Raw genomic sequence first — 19,980 nt, forward strand, 5'->3', positions numbered from 1 at the left:
ACCTACTGCTTGCACACTCCTTCCGGATCAGGCTTCGCTTTGTCGACGACCGGCCGGTGCGCCAGATCGGCCACGCCGGCAATGACGTCGCGAACGTATTTGCCAATGTGGGTCATGCGGTCAAAGGCGATGTACTGCGGTTCGTCGCTCACCATGTGGTAGTCGATGTACCAGGCGGCGGCGCTGAAGAACACGACGGGAATTCCGTAGCGAGCGTACATGTAATGATCGCTGCGGCAGTACGCGTTGGTCGGATCACCGTTCTTGTCGAACTGATAGTCGAGTCGGAACGCGTACTCTGGCCGAGTGTTGACCGCTTCGGCGAGATCGCCGAGTTCGGTGGAGAGTCGGCGTGAACCAATAACGACGAGCGCATTCGGGCCGCCCGCCGGATTGTCGATCGGCTCCCCTCGGCCCATCTGATCCATGTTGATCTGCGCGACGATTGAATCGCGCGGCACCGTTGGATGATCGGAGAAATACTGCGCGCCGTAGAGGCCCTTCTCCTCGGCGGTGTGCCAGACAAACAGGATCGAGCGCTTCGGCTTGCGCGCGGCCTTGGCAAACGACTCGGCGATCTCGAGCGCGAGCACCGAGCCGCTGCCGTCGTCGTCGGCGCCGTTGTTGATGGAGTCGACGCGGGCGGGACGGATGGCGCGGAGGCTGTCGAGAATCGCTTTTACGCGAATCATCTCGTCAGGCGTTGCGGGCCGAGCGCGATCGTCGGCGCCGCGAGGGCGAACGACCGTATTGAAGGCGCGAATCGAATCGTGGTCGACGGGCCGCGCAAAGCCGACGTGATCGTGATGCGCGCCAACGGCGACATACGTCGCACGGAGCTTTGGATCGCTACCGCGGACGATGCCCACGACATTGTACGCCGGCGCCTCCGTCGGGCGATCGATGAATCCTGCGTGCCCGCTGAGCGGTGCTCCAACAGTTCCGAGCGCGACGTCGGACAGCGGCTTCCCGAAGAAGCGCGCAACTGCCGCGTTGCTCATTGAAATGACGGTCAGCGGCCGCGCGCCGGCGGGCGGCGACGGATCCCAGTACGTCTCGCGCGGTGTGCGATACGCAGCGGGAGCGCCGAGGTCGAGCGTGGCGACTACGACAGCTTTCGCGTCGGCGTAGCGACGAAGATTGTCGCGCTGCCAGAAGGCGAAATTCGGATTGGCACCCGCAGCGAACACCACGACCTTTCCGCGCGCGAGCTCGGGCGAGATCGTCGAATCGCCGATTCTGCCGCCGAAAACCGTGGACACGTTCTCGCCGCTGAATGCGCCGCCGAAAGGTTGTCCGCCGAGTGCGAGCGCGAAACCGATTTTCGGAATGACGAGAAAATCCGCGTCGGGACGAAGCGCGGCGTCGCCGATCTTGAGGGCGCTCGTCGAGTCTGGCGTACGCTGCACCCACGGGATCGCTTGGAAGTACGTCCCGTTGTCGCCGGCTGGCTCGAGGCCGAGTCGTTTGAGCTCGCCGGCGATGTAGTTGGCGGATCGGAGTCCGCCGCGACGGCCCGTGTCGCGCCCTTCCATCGAGTCGTCGGCGATGACGTACGTTCGCGTCATGACGTCGGCGACGGTGATGTCAGCGGTCGTCGGTTCCGGTTTGTGCGTGCGAGGCGGTTCGGCGCGTTGCGCCAGCGCGGTCTCGGACAACAGGGCGAACAGCGCGATAAATCGGAGTGTCATTCCGGACGCTAGCGCCGGCCATTGCGGCTGTCGAGGCGCCTTACGGATTTGCGACATCGCGCGCAGTCGTCATCACGGCGCGCAAGCGTGAGAGAAACGCGGCTGGGCCGGCGTCGTTCGGCAGGTCGGCGAGAACGCGAAGCACGTCTTCTTCGCGGACGGCGAGTCCGGCGCTGATCGTGTTGGGGTCGACGCCAACGCGCTCGAACTCGTGTAGGAGATGTGCAAACCGCTCCGTTTGCGACATCGGTGTTTGGCTTAGGGTCGTGGTGCGATATTAGACGGGCTCAAGCTGCGACGATCGGTGCGTTGGGGGAAGAGTCTGGCAAAAGCAAAGCGGCCGGTCCCGTTGGGGACCGGCCGCTCGTATTCCAGCGTGTTTCGTTAGCGGCCGAAGGCCATCACTGCGATGGTGACTGCGGCGGCAACGATCACGAGTGCGGAAGCTGCACCGACTGCGGCGAACGGCGTGATGACGAACTCGCGTCGGAACCAGGGCGTAATGACCTGAGGAGCCGACTGCGGCAGCGCTTCCATGATGCGCGACTCGAGATAGATCGGCGTCACCATGCGGCGACGACGTTCGACTTCGACGTTGATGTTCTTCCAGAACTCCACGTCATGAGCCGTATCACCCTTGCGAACGCTGGCTTCGGGAAGCTCACCGTCCAACCACGCATGCACCGCTGGCGCGAGCACCCGTGAATCATTCTCCTGATGACCTAGCGGCACTTCTCGGTCGGCGAGCGGACGCTCTTTTTCAGAGCGCCGCGTGGGCCGATGATGGTGGCCGTCGAACCCGCCTAGGCCGTCGTCGGAGCGGAGATCGTCGATCATGTTAGGCGTACTTTTCCTCTAAGAGTGCTTGGAGAGCTTCACGCGCGCGATGTACGCGCATCTTCAGCGCTCCGACTGTAGTACCCAGCAAATCGGCCATCTCTTCATATGACCGGCCTTCTACGTGTTTCATGACGAACGCTTCGCGAAGTGAAGCAGGCAACGTCGTGAGCGCTCGGTCGAGATCGGTCCTGAGTTCAGTACGGTCCAGTTCTTCGTCGGGTGTCGCGTACGCTGAGGGTTGATCATCCTCATCGTAGCTGAGATGCGATCGGCGAATGTTCTTCAGCCAATCCTTGCATCCGTTTGCGACAATCCGGAACACCCACGCATCGAAGCGTCCACGCACCTCAGCGAGATGCTGATACGCTTTGATGAAGCTGAGCTGCAAAATGTCTTCAGCGACATCCGGACTCCCCGTCATGCACAAAGCATGACGGTAGAGAGGATCGGTGTAGCGTTGGATCAGAGTTTTGAACGCATCCCGGTTTCCTGCCAGGACGCGCTGGATAATGAGTTGATCAGTGTTGTCCTGATCAACTACGCTTACGCTCTGATCAGCCCTTAAGGCTGGCTCCGTCGTCTTCACGACAACAGAGTAACGCACTTTCGTCGCTTCGGACAGGGCGGTAGGCCCTCCGCTTCGCTCTAAAAGGTTCGCCACGTTCAAGTGACGAGGAATGCGGATTGGAGGTAACGGGGGTGGAACAGACTGAAACGGACGGGTCTAGGTGCGGTGGTTTTGAGCCAGCGCAAACGCGCTCCACGCATTCCGGCGAATCAGATCGCCATGCTCGTCGATGCCGGGCGGATCGAAGCGGATAGCGCCACCGACACTCGACGGCATTCCCGTTATCGCCGATCCATTCGTTTCTCGCAGCATCTCGAGTACGGTCTGCACGACTCCGTTCGGAACGCCCACCGCGTCGAGCCGAGCGCGCCAGACCGCGGCCGTCTCGGTCACCAGCGTTCGTGAGAACTCTGTGACGATGCGATCGCGCTGAGCCAGCCGGCCGGCGTTGCTGCTCAGCGCGGGATCGTCCGCCAGCGCCGCGAGTCCGAGCGCTCGTGCGCATGCGCGCCACTGTGCATCGCTGCCGACGGCGATGACGATCGGCCGATCGGCGGCACGAAAGAGCTGATATGGAACGAGGTTCGGATGGGCGTTCCCCCAACGCTTTGCGTCAGCGCCGGATACGAGACTGTTCTGGGCGACGTTCACCAACGCCGCGCGCGCGCTGTCAACGAGCGAGATGAACGCGCGTCCGCCGATTCCGGTTCGGTCGCGTTGGATGACGCGCGCAAGAATCGCAATCGCCGCGTCTTTGCCGGCGAGTACATCGGCGAGCGCGACACCGATCTTCATTGGATCGCCATCGGGTTCTCCGGTAATGGCCATCCAACCCGTTTCGGCTTGCGCGACGAAATCATATCCCGGACGGTCCGAGTCCGGCCCGAATCCGGTAATCGTGCACCACACTAACTCTGGTCGGCGCCGGCACCAGTCGTCGGGCGAGATCCCGCGCCGCTCCAGGAGTCCGGGCCGATAGTTGTCGACCACGACGTCCGCCGTGGCAATCAGCTGCTCGAGCACCGTCCGATCCGACGGCGCGTCGAGATCTGCGGCGATGCCCAGTTTGTTGCGGTTGATACTCAGATAGTAGGCGCTCCGGCCCTGCCCATCGAACGGCGGCCCCCACGTCCTGGTCTCGTCGCCGACCTCCGGTCGCTCGACCTTGATGACATCAGCACCGAGGTCGCCGAGTATCATGGTGGACAAAGGGCCGGCAAGAACGCGCGTTAGATCGAGTACTTTGAGCCCAGTCAGCATCTAGTAGTCTTATACTCTTGCTATAGTGTTGGCATAGTGTCTTACTCACATGCAAACAGGACCGCGTTGCGTCAGAACGCTCCACTTTGGGTCAAGCTGGCTTGCGTAGCTGCTGCAGAATCATATACTTCCGCCCGACTCGGTCCCCCCTGCGCGCGAAAATAGCGCGCACGTCGAAGCCCGACAACGCGCTCGCCGGCCCCTTTCGCTACTTCGGCTACTTCATATGGTGGACAAGAATCCGGTCCCTGGTGCTTCCGTCTCTCCCAACCCGACGCCGACCGCGCCGCTCACACCGACCGACGCCGCCCCTTCGGCTGACGCCGGAACGGCCGCCGCGCCACTCCCTCCTCGGCGCGGACCCGGACACCGTGGCGCCGATATGCGCGACACGGTCGCCGAGATGGCCGAGCGTGCGCAGCTCATCAGTCAGGAAGCTGGGAGCAAGGTCGCCGCGGCAATGAAGGACGTCGTCAGCGCAGCCGCCGGAATCACCGGCTTCGCCATCGAAAGCGCGCGCGATCTCGTGCTCTATATGGTGAAGCGCGGTCAGATGACGCCGGAAGAAGCCGACAAGCTGATCAAAGAAGCTGAAGCCGCGCACGACAAGAGACCGGCGAGCGAAAAGGCTCGACCGACCGCGACGACGATCGCCGCGGAAAAGGCCGCTATCGCGAAAGCCGAAGCGCAGGCTCGCGCAGCAGCTGCTGCCGCGGCGATGCCACCCTTCCGACCGGCGCTGCGTCCGATGGCTCCCGCGCCAACAGCGCCCGTCGCCAAGCCTGCACCGCCGGTCGTTGCCAAGCCCGTAGCGCCAGCAGCGCCAGCGGCGCCGGCCAAACCGGAAAAGACGGTGGCAAAGCCCGCGGCGAAAACCGCCGCAGCAAAGCCGGCAGCAAAGGCAGCGGCCAAGCCCGCCGCCAAACCGGCCGCGAAGGCCGCCGCGAAGCCGGCGGCAAAGGCTTCAAAGAACGCGAAAGCTGCCCCTGCACCCGCCGCCAAGTCGGCGAAAAAGGGCGGGAAGCACTAACCGGTTTTCGCCAGCGACTCGCCGCTCCGCCGCCGGAATATCTCGGCGAGCAGTTCTCGAAGGGCTTCGGTATCCGTAACGCTGAACTCTGCCGCCGTCGCCGACGGTGGCAAGTCGTGCGCGACCCATACGGTCACGCCTCCGGGAATGGAAACACGGAGCGCGTTGAACATGTCCTCGTCGGTCAGATCGTCGCCTGCGGCGAGCACCGATGCATCGGGCTCGGTTGCTCCGAGCACGCTCGCGACCTCGAGCGCGGCAGTGCCCTTGTCGACCTGCACTGGCGGACGCACCTCGAGCGTTTTCTTCGCGTGCTTTACGATCAATCCATAGTCGCTGGCGATCTGCACGACGCGCGCGGTCAGTCCCGGTACCACGGCTGGATCGGCGAGTCGATAGTGCACGCTCGCCGTCCACTTCTTGTCTTCGATGAAAACGCCGGTGAGTTCGCTCGCAACATCGGAGAGGCGCGCCGACGCGGCCGCAACGCGATCCGCATACGGGGCGATATCCTCGCGGACCGCGATGACACCGTTCGGCGGCGCGATCTCGATGCCGTGATTTCCGATCGCCCAGACGCCGTCGACGTCGAGCATCCGGAGTCCGTCTCCGACTGCGCGGCCGGTTACGATCGCCACATACGTGTCTGGCATCGCAACGAGCGCCGACACCACTCGGCGCGTTTCATCCGGGACGATGGCGTCGATAGGGCGAGGCGCGATCGGCGACAGCGTTCCATCGACGTCGAGCAATAGCAGGAGCGGGCTGCCCGAGAGGCGCCGCACGAGCGACGGCGTCAGCGGCAACGCGGGCGTTGGCACGTGACTAGGCACTCACGACAGGTTCGTGGTCGAGCGCGCCCATGACCTGTGTCGCGCGAGCGAGGATCGAATCGAGCCAGTCGAAGATCGTGGAATGAAAGAGATGGCGACGCATTCGGTGCATTCGCCGGCGCCGCTCATCGGGCGACATCGCGAGCGATGTGCGGATGGCTTCGACAAATCCGTCCACGTTGAATGGGTTGATGAGCACGGCGCCGTCGATTTCCTCTGCGGACCCGGTGAACCGGCTGAGTATGAGCACGCCGCGTTCGTCGAGCTGACAGGCAACGAACTCTTTCGCGACGAGATTCATTCCGTCCTGCAACGACGAAACGATACATAGATCAGCCGCCCTGTACACCGCGGCGAGCAAATCGGCATCGACATTTTCGTTGATCAGCACGATTGGCGTCCACTCGGGCGTACCGAACTTCTCATTGATCGCGATCACGGACTGCGTGACATCGCGATCGAGCAGGTTGTACGCCGGCAGGTCGCTGCGCGACGGCGTGCAGACGAAGATGAACGTGAAGCGTTCGCGTAGCTCGGGCGATTCCGTCCACAGCGTTTCGAGTGCACGGACCCGTTCGGGAATTCCCTTCGTATAGTCGACGCGGTCGACGCAGACGCCGAGTTGGCGCGTGCCCTTGGCGTAGCGGCCTCGGAGCGTGGCAATGCGGGCTTCGCTGTCCGCCGATCGCGCCATGCGCTCGAAGCGCTCGACGTCGATGCTGATTGGGAAAGCGCCGACTTGGACGATTCGATCGCGAAACGACACGGTGAGGTTCACGTGGTCGACGCGCGCTTCGGGAATGTATTTGTCGACGCAGTCGAGAAAATTCATCGCGTATCGGTCGATCTGGAATTCGACGAGATCGTTGCCGAGCAGACCGCGCAGAACGTCTTGATGGGTTCCAGCGGGGAGCAGCCGGAGAATGTCGGCTGGTGGAAACGGAATGTGCCAGAACTGATGGATGAACAGCGACGGCTGCATCGCGCGCAGGTACTCGGCGGCGAGTGCGAAGTGGTAGTCCTGAATCCACGCCATCGCGCGCCCGGTGCATCGCTCCGCTTCGTCAGCGACCGCGTGCGCGAAACGCAGATTCACTGTGCGGTAGCGCTCCCAGTACTCCGTGCGATACTCGAAGTGCTGAATGAGCATGTGACACAGCGGCCACAGCGCGCGATTGGCGAATCCGTGGTAGTAGCCGTTGACGTCGGCCTCGTCGAGCCACACTCGGCGGAGCGTGTAGCAGTCTTCGCCGGGCGGGACTTGTACGCGACCCGTTTCGTCGGAGGATTCGTGGTCGGCGGTGCCGGAACCCCACGCGACCCACGTCCCATGCGTTCGACGCATGGTGGGATCGAGCGCAGAGACCAGCCCGCCGGCTGGTTGCTTCACCTCGATGCCGTGCTCGCCGTGCATGTGCTCGTACGGCTCGCGATTGGAAACGAGGATGAACTTGCAGTCAGCGAGATATTGTTCGAAATCAAGCATTGAGGGTGCTTGAGCCCGCACAAGCCATGCCCAGTGCGAATGAGCCTTTTTGGCGTGTTGATTGGCCGAAATCGGCGCCGATGAATACGTTTAGCCCGACTTTCACCCACGCCCCGGCCATGCAAAAACTTGGAATGCGTGGATGTTCAGCGCTCAGCGGTTCACTTCGTGGCTGACATCGTTACGCGCGCACCAACACGTATCGACTTCGGTGGCGGTTGGACCGACGTCCCGCCGTATTCCGAAGAAGTTGGCGGATTCGTCTGCAATCTTGCGATCAATCGCTACGCCACCGTGCGAGTTCAGCGCGGCGGCGGTGATCTACGCGCGCCGTCAGAATTTGTCGGCGATCGATCGATTGCCGACGCAGCAGCGCGACGCTTTCGCATGAGCGACGCGTGGCTGACAGTACAGAGTGATTTTCCGGTTGGTGCAGGACTGGGCGGTTCGTCGGCGGTTGGTGTTGCTGCGGTGGCGGCACTCGCAGCAACGCGCGGCGAGTCGATGAACCCAACCGCGATCGCCGAACTCAGCCGAGAGATCGAGATCAGCGATCTCGGAATAGCGGGAGGACGACAGGATCACTACGCGGCCGCATACGGCGGCGCGCTCGGCCTTCGCTTCTCGGCACGCGGTGTCGTGGTGCGTCCGATTCCAATGTCCGCCAAGACACGAACAGAGCTCGAGCGGCGCTGCATCATTCTATATACCGGGCAGAGTCGCATTTCTGGCGAAACGATCACGGCTGTGATGAACGGCTATCGTGAGCGCAACTCGCACGTGCTCAACGCGCTGCAGCAAATGCGTGAGATCGCTGAGCGCATGGCCGACGCACTCAGCCATGGACACGTCGACACGCTCGCAACGCTCGTTGGCGAACAGTGGAAGCGTCAGCGCTCGCTGCATCCGGCAATTCCCACTGCGACGATCGACGACGTGATCGCGCGAGGAACCGAAGCGGGCGCTGCCGGCGCGAAAGCACTCGGCGCATCCGGCGGGGGATGCGTGCTGCTCGTCGCGAAGCGCGATCGCGTCGATCAGGTTCGCAAAGCCGTTGAACCGCTCGGCGAAATTTTGCCGTTCGCGATTGACGTCGACGGCGTCGAGCGATGCACGTAGCACGCGGCGACGCGGTCGCGCTGACACGGGAGCTCGTCCGAATCGATTCGCGAAACCCATCGCTCGTTCCGAACGGGCCAGGCGAGCAAGAGGTCGCACGCGCACTCGCTGACGTGCTCGGCGCTTGGGGATTTCGCGTTGAAATCGTGGAGGTTGCGCCGCGGCGGCCGAACATCGTCGCGCGAATCGGTCGATCCGGAGGCGCGACGTTGATGTTCAACGGACATCTCGACGTCGTCGGCACCGAGGGCATGGTTCACGATCCGTGGAATGCGCCGGATCGTGACGGTCGAATGTACGGGCGCGGCTCCACCGACATGAAGAGTGGCGTCGCGGCGATGTGCGCGGCCGCGGTGCGCGCAGCAGACGATTCACTCGATGGTGAAATCATCGTCGCCGCAGTGGCCGACGAAGAATTCGAGAGCATCGGAACGCGGGCGCTGATCCAGTCTGGCGTGCGCGCTGATGCGGCGATTGTCACCGAGCCGACGCGACTCGCCATCATGCCGGCGCACCTCGGCTTCGTGTGGATCGAAGTAGTGACACACGGTAGAGCGGCGCACGGCAGTCGGTGGGACATTGGCGTGGACGCGATTCGACACGCGGGGTTGTTGCTCGCTGAACTCGATCGAATCGATGCAGAAGAGCTGCCGACGCGTCGTCATCCGCTCCTTGGACGGCCGTCGGTGCACGCGTCGACGATCGAAGGTGGAACGGGTATGTCTACGTATCCCGATCGTTGCGTCGTACGAATCGAACGTCGAACGATTCCCGATGAAACACCGGAACAGGTGCAGCGAGAACTCGAAGCCGCGTGCGAACGAATCGCGAAACGAAGCCCGCGCTTTCACGCTGACGTGAAGGTTACTTTCTCACAGATCCCGAGCGACGTGAGCGTTGACGCACCGATCGTCTGCGCCCTCGCGCAAGCACTCGGCGATTGTGCGGAAGAGCAGCGCGTCGAAGGAATGACGGCGTGGACGGATGCCGCACTGCTCAATGCAGCGGGAATTCCGGCGATCTGTTTCGGTCCGGGCGACATTGGTGTCGCGCACGCCGCCGAAGAGTGGGTGGCGATCGACGAAATCGAGCGCGCAACGCGAGTGTTGACGCGACTCGCGACGAACTGGTGCAATACAGCGAGAGGAACGAGTAGTTCATGGCGCAGTTGACCCACGAGCAATACGAAACGCTCGAACGAGCCTTGGCGGGCGGCACCCGGATCCTCGTGAGACGCCGTGGGCGCCGCGAGTATGTTCTGATTCCACTCAAGCTTCGACTGGAGGGCGGCCGCGAAGCCATCGAAGCGGTGAATCCGACGACTGGCCACGCGCTGACCATTTACTTGGACGACGTAGATGATATCGAGGTTGTGAGGTGAGTCACACGCCTAACGAGCCGGAAAGCCCCACCTTTCCTCTACTCGCGATCTACGCCGACGAGTCGTGCCTGGGAAATGGACGTGAGGGCAGTAACCCAGGCGCCGCGGCTGGGGTCATCGAGTATATCCACGCCGAGTCGGGGAATCTGACGCGGTGGGACTATTGGGTGTCGGAGCCGGGAACGACGAACAACCGAATGGCGCTTCGGAGCGTGATCGAAGCCTTTCGTGGAATCTCTCGGAAGGGCGTGCGCTTTCGCGTCTCGTTCACCAGCGATTCGCAGTATCTGGTGAAGGGGATGAGCGAGTGGGTGTTCGGATGGATGTCGCGCGGATGGAAGAAGAAGGAAGGTCCGATACTTAATCTCGAGCTGTGGATGGACGCGGTGGATTCGGTACGCGGCCATCAGGTGAGCTGGAACTGGGTGCGAGGACATGAAGGGCACCCGCAGAACGAGTACGCGAACTACCTGGCGACGAGCGCGGCGCGGGACCAGACCAGTTCGGATGGCATTGCGGCGTCGAAGTTCGACGAATGGTTGGCGGCGGAACGCGCCAAGGGGAAAATGAAGATCGAGCCCCAGGCGTTTCCGAACGCAGAGCGCTTTCGCGCGACGCGGCCCTACCCAATCATCGCTCGGCCGACGCTGATCACTTGAGCCTTCGACGACGGAGGCGAGGAGGCGGGAAATGAGGCGGGCAATCGTTGCGTTGATCGTCGGGCTGGCGCTGGGCTACCACTGGGGATACGGGGACGGCAACGGTGGCCGGCCGACCGTAGCGGCTCGGGCGCTCGACCGATTTGGAACGTCCAAAGTGAAGGCGGCTCAGGAAGCGCAGGATCGGCGGATTCAGGAGGCGAGCCGACCGTAGTATTATCCGCCATGGATAATCTCGACCGCATGTACCGCCACCTCGTGCGGACAATTCGTTCGCGCTTCCCTCAGTACATGTCGCAGCCGTTCGACGTCGGCGAGCTGCACCAAACAATCCTCCCGTACCGTCATCACCGACGTGAGCTCGGGATCGACACGAACGAGGATTACGAGATCACGCTGTCGCAGCTCCTCGCCGGGGAGCGCAACTACCTGATCGTCGACGACCGGATGCACGACGTGCTGAAGGCGGAGTTGGCGACGACGAATCCCGACCCGACACGATTCAAGCAGTTCGCATCGGCGCGAGTGGCGCTTTCACCCACAGCGCTCCGCAGTCTGAGCATCGGCCCCGAGGAGGATTCCCTCGACGCCGCGTCGATGCCGACGATGGAGATTCCGGTTGACGGCCCGCCCGCGGTGACTCCCGCGGAACCAGCGTCGCCGCCACCTCCGCCTCCGCGCCTCACTTCGCCGGTTGTCTCGCCCGTTCCGTCAGCCACGCCACCTGCGCAGCCCGTGATCATCTCGCGCACGGTCGTTCCGCAGGCTGGCGAGCACTGCCGGTCGTGCAATGAGCCGCTGCCGAGTGGGCGTGCCGTCACGTTTTGTCCTCACTGCGGGCAGAACGTCACCACCGCGCACTGCCCAGCCTGCGGGTCGGAGCTCGAAGTTGGCTGGCGGTTCTGTCCTACCTGCGGCCGACCGGCCGCCGCCGGGTAGTCGAGGTAGGCTTCGGCCGTCAGAAGGACCGCACGAACTGTGCGGTGTACAACGCTCTATGAACCACATCGACCAGCAGAAACGCGCGCCCCGATTTGCCGCGACCGCAGCAGGAGCGTCGCTGCTCATCGCGTGCGCCGCCGCCACGCTCGCGGCATCGACGCCCACTTTGCCGGCTTCGCCGCGCCACGCCGCTCGCGTGGCCGCACCCGTTGCACCACCAACGTGGCGCGTCGCAACGCTCGAACACGTGGACCTGTGGCTCCACGGTTTCGCAATGCTGACGAGCGACACTGGCCGCGTTCCGTTCTTTGCGCGGGGTTACAAGCAGCAGATCGCTGCCGCCAAGCGCGAGAAGAACATCGTCACGCAGCTCGACGCGAATCAACCAACGCTCTCGGCGCGCTTCGCGACGAATCCGGGCTTGGCGAACGCGCAATTCCTCGCGATGTACTTCACGTCGCTGCAGGAAATCGCGACGGCGACAGACTATTTCATCCGGTCGAATGGCAATCCTCGATCTGCGCGCGACCCGCAGATCGCGCAGGAGATCGCGATTCTCGCTGCCAACTTTCCGCAGCCTGGCGATCGCGTGTGGTTGCGCACGTTCGTGCAGAGTCTGCAGGACGAGGACACGCGCTTCTTTCACGCGTACTGGTCCAACCAACAGACGGTTCGCGCTGGCGCACTCGCCGCGGTGAACGAGCAGTGGTCGTCGCGCTACTATCCCAAGCTTACGCGTTTTCTAAACAACACGCAGCAAGCGGGTGGGCAGCTCCTGCTTTCTATTCCGCTGGGCGGTGAAGGCCGCACGGTGAACGACAGCAAGCAGCAGAACATCATCGCCGTCGGTTTTCCCACGACGCCCGAGGCGGCATCGGACGCGATTTTCGTGTTCGTGCACGAAGCGGTCGCAACACTCGTTAGCGAAGCGATCACCGACAACACAACTCCAGCCGAGCAGCGTTCGGGCGCGGCGAACGAATACGCGGGGAACGGCGCGGTGCGGGCAGGCTTGGTTCTCTTGCAGCGTGTCGCTCCCGACCGCGGCGCCGACTACATGCGCTTCTACCTGAGAACGCTCGGCAAGCCCGTGGCTGATGGCGATCCGACGGCTGCGTTTGCCGCGGCGTTTCCGATTCCGCCGGCCATTCTCGCAGCCACGACGAAGGCGATCGATACGGTGCTCGGGGGCATATAACGCGCAGCTATCTTTTACGTCATGGCTGATTCTTCGCCGTCCGGACCCAAGGTGCCAGCGCGACTCGACCGCGCGTCGCTCGAGCGCGTCCTCGCGCGCGCGTCGGAACTCCAGGCCGGCACGGGCGACACGCCAGACGAATTCACCGAGGATCAGCTGATCGACCTCGGCAAAGAGGTTGGACTTTCCGCGCAGCATCTCCGACAGGCGCTCGCCGAGGAGCGAACGCGGTCGATCGTGCCGGACGACGAGCGCGGAATCGCGGCCAGTCTGTTCGGACCGAGCCGCGTCCGCGCCGCCCGAACGGTTCCAGGTCGCGCCTCCGATGTCCTCGCGAGCATCGACACGTGGATGCAGCGCCAGGAAATGCTGATCGTCAAACGGCACCACGCCGATCGGATCGTTTGGGAGCCGCGCCGCGATTTTCTCGTGGGGCTCAAACGAGCTCTCAAGGTCGGTGGACGCGACTACGCGCTGTCACAAGCCTTCGAGGCCTCGGCGACGGTCGTGCAGATCGATGAGACGCGAGTACAGGTCGGGCTCGACGCCGACTTTCGCACGAGCGTTCGCGCGTCGACCAATCAGGTCGCCGGCACCACGCTCGCCGGCGCCGCGTTGACCACGTCGCTGTTCGTGATTGGCGTGATGGCCGCAGTCGCGGTGGCTCCGGTCGTCATTCTGCCGGCGGTGGGAGTCGTCGGCGCACGTGCGCTTCAGAGCCGCGTCGTCACGCGCGCGCAGCTTTCGCTCGAGCAACTCCTCGATCGGCTCGAGCGCGGTGAAATCGGCCGTCGTGGTGGCGAGTCGCTCCTCGGCGCCATCGTTGCCGCAGCCACCGCGCTCCCGCCGCGACGTCCGTAACCGGCCGTTCTACCAGCCGACGACGACGGGCTTTACGCGAGTCCGCGCGACGAGCCAGGTCATTACACGATTGCTGAATACGCCCATGACGCTCAGCGCGGTGAGCGACTTCACTTCTGAGCGTGAGATTTTCACGACCTCGCGGCGGGCAAGCGCGCCGGGATTCTTCGTGAGATCGCGCAGCGTAGCATAGGCGAAGAGAAGCGGCAGAGCGCAGAATAGCCGAATGCTGGCGGCGCGCCTTGGAATCGTGAGCAGGTACGCTGTGGCCTGATCGAGGTCCTGCCACGCGAGCTGGACGAGGGTTGCGAGCGCCGCACGCGTTTCGACCGCGCGATTGGGCGCGAGGATCTGGTCATGGCCACTGCCATGCTGTCGCAAAAGCTCGTCGGGCACATAGATCGAATTCTCATGCTCGGCGTCGCGCGCGACGTCCTTCAGGATGTTCACCGTCTGCAGCGCCTCAGCGAAAGCGCGGCAGCGTTCACGCAGCGCCTCGTACTGCGTGACACCAATGACCGGCGAGTGTTCGTGCCAGAGATCGGTGAGCATGTACCCCACCGTGCCCGCGACGTAGTAGCAGTACTCCTTGTACTCGTCGAGACTCTGAATGCGGACGCCGCGAGGATACGCGAGCGCGAACTTGCGCATGCCCACGATCATTTCGCCGACCCAGTGCTGAACGGCGGCGCGACTACGTCCCGGCAGTCCACGAAACGCCTCGAACACGAGGTCGCTGTTTCCGACGAGGCGCACGTGTGCCGGATCACCGCTGATCGCCGCGGCGCGCGACGTGAACGCCAGCGCAGCCTCCGGGCCCGTGAATGACGCGCTCAGCGCGTCGAAGAGCTCGGCCTTTTCCTCGGCGGCAAGACGCGGCTCGTCTTCGATCGTGTCAGCAATGCGGCAGATGAGATACGCGCACCGAACCGCACCACCGAGGTCGCCGGGAAGCAGACGAATGCTCAGCGCGAACGTGCGAGAGACCGCGGGAAGAATCTCGCGACAGAATTCGTTGGCCTGCTGGGATCGGGTCCCGGGCTGCGTCATGAGGGTGGGTTGCTCGCGTCGCTCGCGTCCGTTTCGTCGCTCGGGTTACACTACATCGGCGACGAATCGCAAGATAGCCGCAGGAAACCGGCGTCGCCGTAAACCGCCAATCGTAGACGATGCATCTGACTGCTCCCAAAGATTTTCGGGGCGTGTTTCGTGTGGACGACGACGCTCGCGGCGTATACGCCGAGGCGGCGGGCATCGCTCGCGTTTGGCCGCGCGCGGTGGCAGTACCGGTCGACGTAGACGATCTGTCGACACTCGTTGCCTGGGCTGCGTCGTCTGGCGTCCCGCTGATTCCACGCGGATCTGGCAGCAGCATGCCGGGCGGCGCGATCGGCGATGGCGTCATCGTCGACGTGAGTCGATGGAATGCGATCGGTGAAGTCGATCAGGCGGCGCGTACGATTCGCGTTGGACCGGGCGCCGTGCGCGCGAACGTCGATCGTGCGGCGCGGGCGCACGGACTGCGCTTTCCAGTCGATCCGTCGAGCGGAGCGTTTTGCACCGTCGGTGGAATGACCGGTACCAACGCGGCGGGCTCGCACTCGATGCACTTTGGCCCGATGCGTTCGTGGGTCCGCGCGATCGACTGCGTTTTCGCGGATGGCGCCCGCGGAGAAGCTCGTCGCGGCTCTCCGCCGCCCGATGTTGCGGCCGTTCGCCGGTTTGAGAGTGAGATGCCGAGGCTGTCGGCGGAGGGGTCGATCGCCGCTGCAGCGCACGCCGGCGTGATCAAAGACTCATCGGGCTATGCTCTGCGCACGTTTTTCCGGTCGCACGAGTTGGTGGACCTACTCGTTGGCAGCGAAGGCACGCTCGCATTTTTTGCCGGGCTGGAGCTCGACCTCGCGCCCGCGGCGCGCGCGACGAGCAGCGTGCTCGGAGCCTTTGCGTCGATCGAGGCAGCCGTGACGGCGGCGGTGAAGGCGCGCGCGGCTGGAGCGGTCGCGTGCGAATTGTTGGATCGCACATTCCTCGACGTCGCGGCGTCTGGCGGCGCGCCACGGCCCGTTCCCGCGGAGACTGAATCGGCGCTGCTGGCAGAAGTCGAGGGAGACGACGCCGACGCCGCCGCTGCGGCCGCGCGCGCGATCGAAGGAATTTTCCGCGAGGCGGGCGCGACGACGGTTCGAATCGCCCTCGACCGGCCGACAGAGACGGAGCTCTGGGAGCTGCGTCACGCTGCGAGTCCGATTCTCGCCAAGCTCGATCCGAGCCTGCGATCGATGCAGTTCATCGAGGACTGCGCCGTTCCGCCCGAGAATTTGCCGACGTTCGTGCGCGGCGTTCGAGAAATTCTCGCGGCGAACGACACGCGCGGCGTGATTTTCGGCCATGCTGGGGATGCACACGTCCACGTAAATCCTCTCGTTGACGTCGGACGAGCGGGTTGGCGGGAGCGTGTGGACGCGATTCTGTCCGCCGTCGTCGCGTTGACCGCATCACTCGGCGGCACGCTCACCGGCGAGCACGGCGACGGTCGTCTGCGGACGCCGCTGCTCGATCGCGTGTGGCCGGCCGCCGCGCTCGACGCGTTTCGCATCGTGAAAGACGCGTTCGATCCCGCGGGCATTCTCAATCCCGGCGTGAAAGTCCCGCTGCCGCACGAGCGCGCGCTCGGTGCGATCAAGTACGATCCGGCGCTTCCCGCCCTTCCGCCCAAGGTTCGTCGCGCGCTCGACGACGTCGAACGCCGTCGCGGTTACTCGGATTCTCGGCTGGATCTTCTCGAAGGGAATTGAGCCGGCGACTTATTCGCGACTTGTTCAACGACGCACAACGCCGTTGATTTCTCGCCTTCGCCATTCGCACTCCGCGTCGCGCGTCCCAACGCTTCCCGCCTCCGCTTCCCGCCATGCGTTACTACTCCGAGCCCGTTCTCACACTGCTGGCCCGTCCGAGCTTCACGGCGCCGGAACATCTGCCGGTCGAATGGATCGGTGACAGCACCGATGGCGAACGGCTGGCGGAATTTGCTGGGCGGTTGTGCTACATGAGCCAGCACAATCCGGCCAAGCGTCAGACGCGCGAATACCTCGAGAACATCAAGAAGCAGGGGCACGGCAGCGTCCTCGAGCACGCGAACTACTCGATTCTCTACGAGGGAGTCAGCCGGTCGCTGACCCACGAACTCGTTCGCCACAGAGCGGGATTCGCGTACTCACAGCTCTCGCAGCGGTACGTGGACGAGTCGAACGCGAGCTTCGTGATTCCGCCGGCGATGATCGGCGATGAGGCGCTCGAGGGCGCGTGGCGCGATCAGGTGGAGGGCGCGCAGACGACGTACGTGAACTTCGTTGGCGAGTTGATGGAGCGGTACGGTTGGGTTGCGGACAAGGTCCACCGCCGGAAAATGGCTCGTGAGGCGGCACGCGCCGTTCTGCCCAACGCGACCGAGACGAAGATCGTCGTGACTGCGAACGCACGGGCGTGGCGGACGATGCTGGAGCTGCGCAGCAGCGAGGGCGCGGAGCTGGAGATTCGTCGCATGGCGGTGGCAACGCTGCGCTTGATGCAGAAGGAGGCTCCGGGATTTTTCTCCGATTTCGAGATTTATACCGGGGAAGATCGTCGCGAGGCGGCTCGGATCTCGTACCACAAAGTGTGAGGCCTCGGTGTGAGCCGTGATGCGTACGGCGAGAAGTCTGCGGCGAGAAGCGTGCGGCGTGAGAAGATGTTCGATCGCGCGAAAGAAAATCATTGCGCCGAAATTTTTCCGTTCGTATTTTGCGCATCGTCGGTGAATGGCATTTCTCTTGCGCCCTCGCGTCGTTGAGCAGAACGCGACGCACTACTCGCAGATCGAGCTCCAGGCGGCGCGCTGCCGCGGACGACCAACAGAGACTGGATGACGCGCATCGGGTTCGCGTACAACCAAAAGCCTGAATCGACCGTGGGGCTGGTGAGCGATGCGACTGCAGAGTCGCGCGCGGACGAAGAGCCTCCCTCCCCCAGCATCGACGACGTTTTCGCGGAATGGGATTCCGCCGATACGATCGACGCCGTCGCGTCGGCACTGTCCGCCTACGGCACCGTAGTCCGCCTCGAAGCGACGTCCGAGTTCCCGGAACGCCTTCGCGCTGAGCGACCCGACATCGTCTTCAACATCGCCGAAGGCCTCCACGGCACGAATCGCGAAGCCCACGTTCCCGCGATCTGCGAGTTCTTCGACGTTCCGTACTCAGGCAGCGACCCGTTCACGCTCTCGCTGTGCCTGCACAAGGGCCGCACGAAAGACTTCCTGTCCGCTCACGGAATCCCGTGCGCGCCGTTCCTCGTCGTCGAATCCAACCACGACCTCGACGCGCTCCTCTCGAACTCGAACGCGCGCTTCCCGCTGACCGCCTCCCGCTTCCCGCTGTTCGTGAAGCCGGTGCAGGAAGGCTCATCCAAGGGAATCACCGAGCGTAACTTCGTCCGCACGCCCGACGAGCTCGAGGCGCAGACACGCTTTCTCCTCGAGACGTACGCGCAGCCGGTCATCGTCGAAGCATTCCTGCCCGGCGCCGAGTTCACCTGCGGCGTGCTCGGGAATGGTGCGAGCGCGCGCGTGCTGCCGCTCGTCGGGATGAACTTCGGCTCGCTCCCAGGCGGAGCGCTGCCCATCTACGGCTACGAAGCGAAGTGGATCTGGGATGTCCCGGCAAAGCCGCTCGACATCTTTCAGTGCCCCGCTCCAATCGCTCCACAACTGCAATCCGCGATCGAAGACGTCGTGCTGCGCGCTTACCGCGTGCTCGGCTGTCGTGATTGGTCGCGCATCGACGTTCGCCTCGACGCGGCCGGCGTGCCGAATATCGTCGAGGTGAATCCGCTTCCGGGCATTCTGCCCAACCCGCAGGACAATTCGTGCCTGCCAAAAGCCGCGCGCGCGGCCGGTCTCAACTACGACCAACTCATTCAGTCTGCGCTGCTCCACGCCGCGCAGCGATATGAGATCGCGCTCGAGCCGCGTGCCTCACGGCGCGCCCAACATGCCGAGGTCGCATGAAGGTGGCCATCCTCTTCGACGGCGCGTCGGCATACGCCACGAAACCCGATCAGCTCATCCTCGGCACAGTGGAGGCGATCGAGAAATCGCTTGTCGCTGAGGGGAACGAGGTCGGATACGTCCCGGTCTACCAGGACGGCAAATGGATCGAGAAGATGCGCCGCGCCAAGTTCGACCTCGCCTTCAACATGTGCGAAGGCATCGACGGCATCGCGGCGCTCGAGTCGGCCGTCATCTCGGTGCTCGAGCTGTTCAAGATTCCATTCACCGGCGCGTCGAGCTACACCACGGCCGTCTGCCTGCGAAAGCACGTCGTCAACGGAATGCTCGAAAAGGCCGGGCTGCCCGTTCCGCGCTTCGCGGCGATCCGTCGGGGCGACCCGCTCGTGAGCGTCGGTTTCCCTGCCATCGTGAAGCCCGCCGCCGAAGACGCGTCGCTCGGCGTGGAGCAGCGCTCCGTCGTGCGGAACACGCGTCAGCTCGCCGAACGTGTCGAAGCGATGCTCGAGCTCTGGGATGAAGTGCTCGTCCAGCGCTACATCGACGGGCGCGAAGTGAATGTCGGAATCCTGGGTGACACGGTTCTGCCGATCGCCGAGATCGACTTCAGCAACATGCCGAGCGGTCGCTGGCACATCGTGACGTATCAGTCCAAGTGGGCAAGCGGCAGCGTCGACGACCTCGGCGCTGAACCGCGCTGCCCCGCGCGCCTTCCAGCCAAAGTTGCTGCTGAGTGTCGTCGCGTTGCGCTCCGCGCCTGGAAACTCTCCGGCGGATTCGGCTACGGCCGGGTCGACATGCGCATCGACGCGAACGGTCAGCCGTGGATTCTCGAGGTCAACGCAAATCCGGACATCTCGCCAGACGCGGGACTCGCGCGCATGGCGCGCGTGGCCGGCATCGAGTATTCGCCTCTCATTCGAAATATCTGCGAGCTTGCCCTCGCGCATGCCCGCGAAGTGCCGCCCGCCGACGAGTGGGCGCTCGCACAAAAGCTGTCCGGCGTCGAGACACCTCGGCCCGACTACGATCTTTTTGCGGTTCCGGCAGTATCTGAGGAGTGAA

Annotated in this window: 21 protein-coding genes; 13 read left to right on the forward strand and 8 right to left on the reverse strand. The window is 63.8% G+C overall.

All coding sequences use genetic code 11. From position 1 onward, the window contains the following. Positions 1–2: 2 nt before the first annotated feature. The 5 genes from AC6H4Z_RS20665 to AC6H4Z_RS20685 form a co-directional block, all read right to left on the reverse strand. Entirely contained in the window at positions 3–1,691 is a 1,689-nt protein-coding gene (locus tag AC6H4Z_RS20665; RefSeq protein WP_497543857.1) for a M28 family metallopeptidase, read from the reverse strand. A 40-nt stretch (positions 1,692–1,731) separates the two neighbouring features. Then, positions 1,732–1,938, reverse strand: coding sequence for a hypothetical protein (locus AC6H4Z_RS20670; protein WP_497543858.1), 207 nt, complete (start codon positions 1,936–1,938; stop codon positions 1,732–1,734). A gap of 137 nt (positions 1,939–2,075) precedes the next feature. Beyond that, entirely contained in the window at positions 2,076–2,528 is a 453-nt protein-coding gene (locus AC6H4Z_RS20675) for a hypothetical protein (protein ID WP_497543859.1), read from the reverse strand. A 1-nt stretch (position 2,529) separates the two neighbouring features. Continuing rightward, positions 2,530–3,117, reverse strand: coding sequence for an RNA polymerase sigma factor (locus tag AC6H4Z_RS20680; protein WP_497543860.1), 588 nt, complete (start codon positions 3,115–3,117; stop codon positions 2,530–2,532). A 138-nt stretch (positions 3,118–3,255) separates the two neighbouring features. Further along, positions 3,256–4,359: a CaiB/BaiF CoA transferase family protein gene (locus AC6H4Z_RS20685; RefSeq protein WP_497543861.1), complete on the reverse strand. Its 1,104-nt coding sequence runs from the start codon at positions 4,357–4,359 to the stop codon at positions 3,256–3,258. Positions 4,360–4,741: 382 nt separating this feature from the next. On the opposite strand from AC6H4Z_RS20685, the gene AC6H4Z_RS20690 reads away from it, so the two are divergent. Beyond that, on the forward strand, positions 4,742–5,389 hold the full coding sequence (locus AC6H4Z_RS20690) for a hypothetical protein (protein WP_497543862.1): 648 nt from the start codon (positions 4,742–4,744) through the stop codon (positions 5,387–5,389). On the opposite strand, the gene otsB is transcribed toward AC6H4Z_RS20690, so the two are convergent. Both otsB and AC6H4Z_RS20700 read right to left on the reverse strand, forming a co-directional pair. Then, the gene (gene otsB, locus AC6H4Z_RS20695; protein WP_497543863.1) at positions 5,386–6,222 is read right to left on the reverse strand and encodes a trehalose-phosphatase; all 837 of its coding nucleotides are present in this window, start codon (positions 6,220–6,222) and stop codon (positions 5,386–5,388) included. The two genes, AC6H4Z_RS20690 and otsB, sit on opposite strands and share 4 nt — an antisense overlap. Then, positions 6,215–7,708 carry an alpha,alpha-trehalose-phosphate synthase (UDP-forming) gene (locus AC6H4Z_RS20700; RefSeq protein ID WP_497543864.1) on the reverse strand — a complete coding sequence of 498 codons (1,494 nt, stop codon included), beginning with the start codon at positions 7,706–7,708 and terminating at the stop codon, positions 6,215–6,217. The genes otsB and AC6H4Z_RS20700 overlap by 8 nt, the downstream gene beginning before the upstream one ends. Positions 7,709–7,876: 168 nt before the next feature. Between AC6H4Z_RS20700 and AC6H4Z_RS20705 the strand changes: the two genes are divergently transcribed. Genes AC6H4Z_RS20705 through AC6H4Z_RS20740 form a run of 8 tightly spaced genes read left to right on the forward strand, consistent with a single transcriptional unit; the run spans position 7,877 to position 13,868 of the window. Further along, complete coding sequence (locus AC6H4Z_RS20705) at positions 7,877–8,827, forward strand: GHMP family kinase ATP-binding protein (RefSeq protein ID WP_497543865.1); 951 nt, start codon at positions 7,877–7,879, stop codon at positions 8,825–8,827. After that, positions 8,818–9,999, forward strand: coding sequence for an ArgE/DapE family deacylase (locus AC6H4Z_RS20710; protein WP_497543866.1), 1,182 nt, complete (start codon positions 8,818–8,820; stop codon positions 9,997–9,999). Before AC6H4Z_RS20705 ends, AC6H4Z_RS20710 begins: the two co-directional genes overlap by 10 nt. Beyond that, positions 9,987–10,208: a hypothetical protein gene (locus AC6H4Z_RS20715; protein ID WP_497543867.1), complete on the forward strand. Its 222-nt coding sequence runs from the start codon at positions 9,987–9,989 to the stop codon at positions 10,206–10,208. The genes AC6H4Z_RS20710 and AC6H4Z_RS20715 overlap by 13 nt, the downstream gene beginning before the upstream one ends. Further along, on the forward strand, positions 10,205–10,867 hold the full coding sequence (locus AC6H4Z_RS20720) for a ribonuclease H family protein (RefSeq protein ID WP_497543868.1): 663 nt from the start codon (positions 10,205–10,207) through the stop codon (positions 10,865–10,867). Before AC6H4Z_RS20715 ends, AC6H4Z_RS20720 begins: the two co-directional genes overlap by 4 nt. Positions 10,868–10,898: 31 nt before the next feature. Beyond that, positions 10,899–11,081: a hypothetical protein gene (locus AC6H4Z_RS20725; protein ID WP_497543869.1), complete on the forward strand. Its 183-nt coding sequence runs from the start codon at positions 10,899–10,901 to the stop codon at positions 11,079–11,081. Positions 11,082–11,092: 11 nt separating this feature from the next. After that, entirely contained in the window at positions 11,093–11,806 is a 714-nt protein-coding gene (locus tag AC6H4Z_RS20730) for a zinc ribbon domain-containing protein (protein ID WP_497543870.1), read from the forward strand. Between the two features lie 58 nt (positions 11,807–11,864). After that, complete coding sequence (locus AC6H4Z_RS20735) at positions 11,865–13,007, forward strand: hypothetical protein (protein ID WP_497543871.1); 1,143 nt, start codon at positions 11,865–11,867, stop codon at positions 13,005–13,007. A gap of 21 nt (positions 13,008–13,028) precedes the next feature. Then, positions 13,029–13,868 carry a hypothetical protein gene (locus tag AC6H4Z_RS20740; RefSeq protein WP_497543872.1) on the forward strand — a complete coding sequence of 280 codons (840 nt, stop codon included), beginning with the start codon at positions 13,029–13,031 and terminating at the stop codon, positions 13,866–13,868. A 9-nt stretch (positions 13,869–13,877) separates the two neighbouring features. Here AC6H4Z_RS20740 and AC6H4Z_RS20745 read toward each other — a convergent pair whose 3' ends face one another. After that, positions 13,878–14,918 (reverse strand): phytoene/squalene synthase family protein, encoded by a 1,041-nt coding sequence (locus tag AC6H4Z_RS20745; RefSeq protein WP_497543873.1) that lies wholly within the window; start codon positions 14,916–14,918, stop codon positions 13,878–13,880. A gap of 119 nt (positions 14,919–15,037) precedes the next feature. Here AC6H4Z_RS20745 and AC6H4Z_RS20750 point away from each other — a divergent pair, with 119 nt between their 5' ends. The 4 genes from AC6H4Z_RS20750 (at position 15,038) to AC6H4Z_RS20765 (ending at position 19,979) form a co-directional block, all read left to right on the forward strand. Further along, positions 15,038–16,666, forward strand: a complete 1,629-nt coding sequence (locus AC6H4Z_RS20750; RefSeq protein ID WP_497543874.1) for an FAD-binding oxidoreductase — start codon at positions 15,038–15,040, stop codon at positions 16,664–16,666. A gap of 113 nt (positions 16,667–16,779) precedes the next feature. Further along, positions 16,780–17,532: an FAD-dependent thymidylate synthase gene (gene thyX / locus AC6H4Z_RS20755; protein ID WP_497543875.1), complete on the forward strand. Its 753-nt coding sequence runs from the start codon at positions 16,780–16,782 to the stop codon at positions 17,530–17,532. A gap of 240 nt (positions 17,533–17,772) precedes the next feature. Next, positions 17,773–18,915, forward strand: coding sequence for a D-alanine--D-alanine ligase family protein (locus AC6H4Z_RS20760; protein WP_497543876.1), 1,143 nt, complete (start codon positions 17,773–17,775; stop codon positions 18,913–18,915). Next, positions 18,912–19,979: a D-alanine--D-alanine ligase family protein gene (locus tag AC6H4Z_RS20765; RefSeq protein ID WP_497543877.1), complete on the forward strand. Its 1,068-nt coding sequence runs from the start codon at positions 18,912–18,914 to the stop codon at positions 19,977–19,979. Before AC6H4Z_RS20760 ends, AC6H4Z_RS20765 begins: the two co-directional genes overlap by 4 nt. Position 19,980 lies beyond the last annotated feature (1 nt).

It is taken from the genome of Leucogemmata humicola (assembly GCF_055379415.1).